This is a genomic window from Candidatus Tremblayella phenacoccinincola, from assembly GCF_009805595.3.
Lineage (GTDB): Bacteria > Pseudomonadota > Gammaproteobacteria > Burkholderiales > Burkholderiaceae > Tremblaya > Tremblaya phenacola_D.
In genome coordinates this window covers 1-5,877 of the sequence record NZ_VMQO03000007.1, presented here as the reverse complement: position 1 = coordinate 5,877, position 5,877 = coordinate 1, and the positions used below count along the sequence as shown (strand labels likewise).

The window sequence follows — 5,877 nt, the reverse complement described above, 5'->3', positions numbered from 1 at the left end:
GGAGTTATATATATATTAATATCATCACTTATCACTGGATAAACATATATAGAACTAAAAGAAGTGTGCCGTTTCCCATTAGAACTAAAAGGACTCTTACGCACTAACCTATGAATTCCTGTTTCAGTTCTTAACCAACCATAAGCATAGACACCTAATACTTTAATAGTAACAGACTTAGGTTTATTTAGATCTCCAACCATCTCATGAATAACTTCTGTTTTAAACCTATGCATGCTTGCCCAACGAAGATACATACGTAATAAGATGCTTGTCCAATCTTGAGAATCAACGCCTCCAGTACCAGCCTGAATATCTATATAACAATCTAACATATCTGACTTATCCTTAAACATTAAGCTAAGTTCTAGTTGTTCTATCTTTTTATCTAATACGCATAACTCATTGTTTATATCAAATAAAGTAATTGATGTTGCTTTATTAAGATTAGCTGTTATATGCCTAAATATTTCCTTAATGTCTCTAAAGTCTTCTAATAGTTTATCTAATATTGAAACATCAAACCTAAGTAAAGAAAGCTCTCTATTTAATTCTTTTATTAGGCTTTTATTATTCCATATGGTTTTATTATTTAATTTATTAACTAAGTCATTAATCTTTTCTTTCTTAACTTCAAAGCTTATCTTATCTTTTAAAAGCCTTAACCTCTCTTCTAGTTTTAAGATACGGTTTTCTATTATAGGTTTTTCAAGCATAGAATATGGTTGTTTATATACATAAGCTATAAAAGATAAAAGCAATAACTGTCTGACGTTTGACGAAAGCGAAAGCCGAAAGCGAATGACGAAAGCGTTTGACGAAAGCGAATGCCGAAAGTCGGACTCGAACCGACGTCTCATCTATACCAAAGATGTGCTCTAACCTACTAAGCTATATCAGCTACCGCTTCTAGATAACAGATAGCATATTCATATAAGCGAATAATGGGAATTGAACCCATATCTCTAACTTGGAAGGCTAGAATAATAACCTTTATACTATATTCGCTTTTAGTTAATAAATGCCGAAAGTCGGACTCGAACCGACTACCTACTGATTACAAGTCAGTTGTTCTTCCAAATGAACTATATCGGCATAACAACTGGGAATACATATGCCTCTAAGTTCTTCGACAAGAGAGAGGGGGTTGTGTTGTTTGGATGTGTTTTTGGATGTGTTGAGTTCTGTTTATCAAGAGAGAGTGGGTGGTTGGTAGGAGGAGTAGAGGTAGAGGGAGAATGAGAGGGGGCAGCATGTTAATAGAGAATATATTAAAGAGAGAAAGGGTCGTTAGCTCAGTGGTAGAGTAATGGATTCTTAATCCATCTGTCGCAGGTTCGATACCTGCACGACTCAACTAAAACCATAATACAATCAGTAGCTAGCTCTTATACATTTGATATACACCAGAAGCTCTAACATAAAACCAATAATACAAACGCTATGTTTACTTCTGTTGTTTCTTTTCATCTAAAGACAGCTGTTTAAACTACTAATCTTTAAAAGCAACAACTAAACTATGAAGCTATGTTATATAACCCGAAAAAAGAACCTGAAAGGAAACTTAGTTTCATTCTCGCATAACAAAACGAGAAGGACCTTTAGTATTAACTTGCATTCCAAAAGAGTATGGTCAGAAGTTGATAACAGTTGGATTCGCAGGAAGGTTTCAAGCTCAGGCCTCCGTTTCTTAGATAAGAACACATATAGGAAACGAAATGGCTAATAACAACAGGGTAATCATAAGGTTAATTTCCACCAAGAACACCGGTCATTTTTACACAACTTTTAAAAACAGAACTCGCCAAGCTAAACTGAAAGCAATGAAATATGACCCTATTGTAGGAAAGCATGTCTTGTATATTGAAAAGAAAGATAGATAAACCAATGGGTTTTTTTTAGTATTAAAGTAATAAAGGAGAAGTTGAGGCTTGTAATGGCAACTGGTGTTGTAAAGTGGTTCAATGATGCAAAAGGCTTTGGGTTCATTACTCCAGACGAAGGCGGTGAAGATTTGTTTGCTCATTTCTCAGCTATTAACGTTCAAGGATTTAAAACATTAAAGGAAGGTCAAAAGGTAACATTCGATGTCATTCAAGGACCTAAAGGCAAACAAGCATCCAACATACAAACAAAAGAATAAAAGAGAAACCAAAAAGAATAACAGAGACTTATTAACGGAGGGGTTAGTTACTACTCCTCCAAACTGTTGCTAAGATCTCTGATTACTTTTAATATCTTAATACAATGACTGTAGTTTAAATGCGTCAGCGGATACCTAATTCCACTATTTATTAGCCCAATCCTACCTAAGATCGTTTTTACTGGGATTGGGTTGGTTTCTATAAACATGAGCTTACACAGGCTAAATACTTTTGAGGTTATGTTGTTTAGTTTTAGCTTATCTTTAGTACCTGTGGATAACCTAGAGAGCAGGTATAGATTAACAATACTTTTAGGAATCATATTAGAAATAACAGATATCACCCCATTACTTCCTATTTCAGATGCACCTAAGAATGTTGAATCATCTCCACTATATACAGCAAACTTGTCCTTCAATTCTCTTTTGAGTCGTAGTAGCTTGTATATGTTTAGCATACTTGTTGATGTTTCCTTTATGCCAACAATGCCCGGAATCTGAGAAAGTCTGTGTATTGTGTCAATTGCCAAACCAACACCAGTTCGACTGGCCACATTGTACAATATGATATTCATGTCTACAGCTTCAGCAATCCTCTTAAAATGCTTGTATAGTCCTTCTTGTGTTGGCTTGTTATAATACGGAACAACTTGCAAAGAAAAGTCAGCTCCTAACTCTTTGATGGTTTGGGTAAGATGTATTGCCTCGAACGTAGAGTTACTTCCTGAACCTACAACTATTGGAACTCTACCTTTTGTTTGTTCAATGGTTGTTTTAACAAGGCTTATATGCTCTTCATATGAAAGAGTTGAAACTTCACCTGTAGTGCCAGTAACAGTTAGTCCGCTAATGCCTGAAAGAACCTGCCATTCTATAAAGTTCCTGAAAGAGTATACATCTAAACTTCCATCAGGAAACATTGGTGAAACAACTGCTGTAATTACACCAGTTAGCTTGTGCATGTTGAAAAGAAGTTTAGGTTAACTATACGTTAGAGACTTGGGGAACCCTTAACTTAGGCTCGTTAGGTATTAAAGGAATTGTAGTCCACAGCGTATGTCAGTTCCAAGTTCAAGTTACCAAAACCCATAACATCCAGCTGAGATATGCTTCCAACAGCTAACAGAAGTAACACCAAAACACCAACTAACAACACAATAGCAAACTCTTAACTGTTAGCAGGCCTTTCCTAGAACTGTTTGGCAAGATAACCTGGAGTCACTTCTATTCGTTGCTAACAAAGCTTTTTCAGAGTTGGTTGCGATACGTATAACTTCTGCTCCCTGCTTAATGTTAACTATGCATGAAGAACAAACACAGGCTTTTCCACAGAGGTGAGGAACATTAACGCCTTCGTTCAACATGAGATCACAGAGGCTAATACCACCAACAGCAGTTAAAATCAAACCCAGTGGACACAAGTATATGTTTGGTAGTACGATTAAAGTAACCATGAAGTTCTTATTTAGTTAGGTGTCGGTTCCCCCTGCTATAGGTAAGCGGTTGTTTGTGGTTGTGTTCTGTGGATGTGTGGATGTGTGTGTGGGTATGTCTGTTTGTTTTATGGTATGGTTATGGTTGTTGAACAATATGTTTAATGTTGAAGGAAGTTGTGTTATATGCAAGGGAGCATTCATCCGTTAATTCCTAACTTAGCTGCTTTTTCCTTTAGACACTTGGTTTTGTGTATGTGTTTTATTATGCCAGCTAGAATCAAATGTACGGCAGTAGCTGAGTCATCATTGGCAGGTATTGGAAAGCTTATTCCGGACAGAGAACAGTTCGTATCCACTATTGCTATTACAGGAACCCGTAATCTTTGAGCTTCCCTAATTACTATTCTATGTTTTACTGCTTCAACAACAACAACAGCATCTGGAACTCTGTTGATTTTAAATCCTTTAGCTTTTTTTGAGACGTCTAAGCTTAGTGGTGAACTGCTAATAGTATTGAAGTTTGTTAACGTCCCTCCTAACCATCTTTTAGTAATGAACGACATGCTTATTCTGGAAACCTCTTTTTCAACGAAGCTTTGCAGTTGCCATTTGGTACACACAAACAATATGTGTTTATCTTCTACTACCAACCGCTCAACAAATAATAATGCTTTCTTGAACATACGAATGGTTTTATCTAGGTCTATGATATGGACTCTACGTCTTTTACAATAGATAAACTGAAACATCTTAGGATTCCAAAAGCAGTTCCTATGTCCAATATGGACCCCTGACTCTAACATCTTTTTTACAATATCTTCAGTCATTCTAGCAGGTTAGTGAGTATAGCTCTATGTTAGTAATTAGGTCTGGAATATAACAATGAAGTCCAGAGCTCTAGCAGTTAGCTAGTATAATATTAGTTATTTAACCAGCGTATGGGGGGGAACCATATCAATAAGCTGAGGACTTCCCCCCATGCTCTTGTCAGTTTGTATTCAATACAGCCACCAACGGTTATGTTCTTAGTATGGTGGCTTAACTATCTGTCCTGTATCGAAGTAAGTACCGATGTATCGAAGTAAGAACTGTGGAGCTGTATATAATAGTTGGTTATCGACTATCAATGGGAACAGCTTTGGTAACAACAGCCATTCACATAAAAGAACTCTCCCCCCCCCTCTGACAAACATATGTATAACGTATGTAGAATAGTGGAACAAATATGGAATGAAGAGCATCTATACGAAAGCACAGCCAAAAGCAGAGAAGCCTATGAAGTTATAGAGTATGTTATTTCGGAGCTTGATGCTGGTAAGATAAGAGTATGTGAAAAAAGAAACGGTGTCTGGCAAGTAAACGAATGGATCAAAAAAGCAATACTATTATATTTCAGGCTTGCAAAGATATGTAGACTTGATACTGGCTATTCTTGCTTTTATGACAAAATACCACTTAAGTTTATATCCCACACCGAAAAGCATAAAGTCAGAAACTCTCCACCTGGTTCGATAAGAAGAGGTTCGTTTATATCCAGGAATGTGGTACTAATGCCTTCCTTTATTAACATTGGAGCATATGTTGATGAAGGCACGATGGTTGATACTTGGTCTACTATCGGTTCATGTGCACAAGTTGGTAAAAGCGTCCACATCTCAGGAGGAGTTGGAATTGGGGGTGTACTGGAGCCTTTAAATGAACAGCCTGTCATAATAGAGGATAATTGCTTCATTGGAGCTAGGTCTGAAATAGTGGAAGGAGTGGTTATTGAAGAGGGCTCCGTGATAGCTATGGGCGTTTACATAGGACAGAGCACAAAGATATATGATAGGGAAAGAGACGATGTATTGTATGGTAGGGTTCCAGCTGGCTCAGTTGTTGTACCAGGTGGTCTGATAAAAGATGGGAAATACAGTCTAGGTTGTGCTGTTATTGTTAAGAGGATCGATAGGAAAACTTTGCTTAAGACTTCTATTAATGAGTTGCTTAGATAATCTGTTTATGCTTAATTAAGATTAAGATATATAGATATAAACCTTGGGATTCTATTTAGTTAGCTTGTCTAGAGATATGTAGCTATTAGCTATAGGCAACCCAATCTAACCACTCCATAATAAACCTTCTTCATCCCATATGTATCTATTTAAGCATATGCACTATTTAAGCAGTCCATAGGGAGAGAGAGAGAGTGTGTGAGAGAAGGAAGAGAGGTATAGAAGTAGAAGTAGAAGTAGAAGTAGAAGTAGATGTAGATGTAGTGTAGGTGTATTGTAGGTGTAGTGTATATAGAGGGAGGTT

The 5,877-nt window shown here is 36.8% G+C and carries 8 protein-coding genes and 4 tRNA genes; 5 read left to right on the top strand and 7 right to left on the bottom strand.

All coding sequences use genetic code 11. The features are described 5' to 3' along the window. The 4 genes from FKM95_RS01255 to FKM95_RS01240 all read right to left on the bottom strand — a co-directional run. Positions 1-860 (bottom strand): PCRF domain-containing protein (locus FKM95_RS01255; RefSeq protein ID WP_226338827.1); only part of this gene is annotated, 860 nt, incomplete at its 3' end. Continuing rightward, positions 829-901, bottom strand: a tRNA-Thr gene (locus FKM95_RS01250). The genes FKM95_RS01250 and FKM95_RS01255, both read right to left, overlap by 32 nt. A 35-nt stretch (positions 902-936) precedes the next feature. After that, a tRNA-Gly gene (locus tag FKM95_RS01245) sits at positions 937-1,008 on the bottom strand. Positions 1,009-1,022: 14 nt separating this feature from the next. After that, a tRNA-Thr gene (locus tag FKM95_RS01240) sits at positions 1,023-1,095 on the bottom strand. Between the two features lie 189 nt (positions 1,096-1,284). Between FKM95_RS01240 and FKM95_RS01235 the strand changes: the two genes are divergently transcribed. From FKM95_RS01235 to FKM95_RS01220, 4 genes are all read left to right on the top strand, one after another. Then, positions 1,285-1,356: transfer RNA gene (locus tag FKM95_RS01235), tRNA-Lys, on the top strand. 163 nt (positions 1,357-1,519) lie between these two features. After that, positions 1,520-1,726: a 50S ribosomal protein L28 gene (rpmB, locus tag FKM95_RS01230; RefSeq protein WP_159128867.1), complete on the top strand. Its 207-nt coding sequence runs from the start codon at positions 1,520-1,522 to the stop codon at positions 1,724-1,726. After that, positions 1,719-1,883, top strand: a complete 165-nt coding sequence (gene rpmG, locus FKM95_RS01225) for a 50S ribosomal protein L33 (RefSeq protein ID WP_159128866.1) — start codon at positions 1,719-1,721, stop codon at positions 1,881-1,883. Before rpmB ends, rpmG begins: the two co-directional genes overlap by 8 nt. A gap of 53 nt (positions 1,884-1,936) precedes the next feature. Beyond that, entirely contained in the window at positions 1,937-2,143 is a 207-nt protein-coding gene (locus FKM95_RS01220) for a cold-shock protein (RefSeq protein ID WP_099336844.1), read from the top strand. A gap of 50 nt (positions 2,144-2,193) precedes the next feature. On the opposite strand, the gene dapA is transcribed toward FKM95_RS01220, so the two are convergent. The 3 genes from dapA to rpsB form a co-directional block, all read right to left on the bottom strand. After that, entirely contained in the window at positions 2,194-3,105 is a 912-nt protein-coding gene (gene dapA, locus FKM95_RS01215) for a 4-hydroxy-tetrahydrodipicolinate synthase (RefSeq protein ID WP_159128865.1), read from the bottom strand. Between the two features lie 213 nt (positions 3,106-3,318). Then, the gene (locus tag FKM95_RS01210; RefSeq protein ID WP_159128864.1) at positions 3,319-3,597 is read right to left on the bottom strand and encodes a 2Fe-2S iron-sulfur cluster-binding protein; all 279 of its coding nucleotides are present in this window, start codon (positions 3,595-3,597) and stop codon (positions 3,319-3,321) included. A gap of 179 nt (positions 3,598-3,776) precedes the next feature. Next, a complete protein-coding gene (gene rpsB, locus FKM95_RS01205; RefSeq protein WP_159128862.1) occupies positions 3,777-4,406 on the bottom strand; it encodes a 30S ribosomal protein S2 in 630 nt (209 codons plus the stop codon). Between the two features lie 366 nt (positions 4,407-4,772). On the opposite strand from rpsB, the gene dapD reads away from it, so the two are divergent. Next, positions 4,773-5,573 (top strand): 2,3,4,5-tetrahydropyridine-2,6-dicarboxylate N-succinyltransferase, encoded by an 801-nt coding sequence (dapD, locus tag FKM95_RS01200; RefSeq protein WP_159128861.1) that lies wholly within the window; start codon positions 4,773-4,775, stop codon positions 5,571-5,573. Positions 5,574-5,877: the final 304 nt, after the last annotated feature.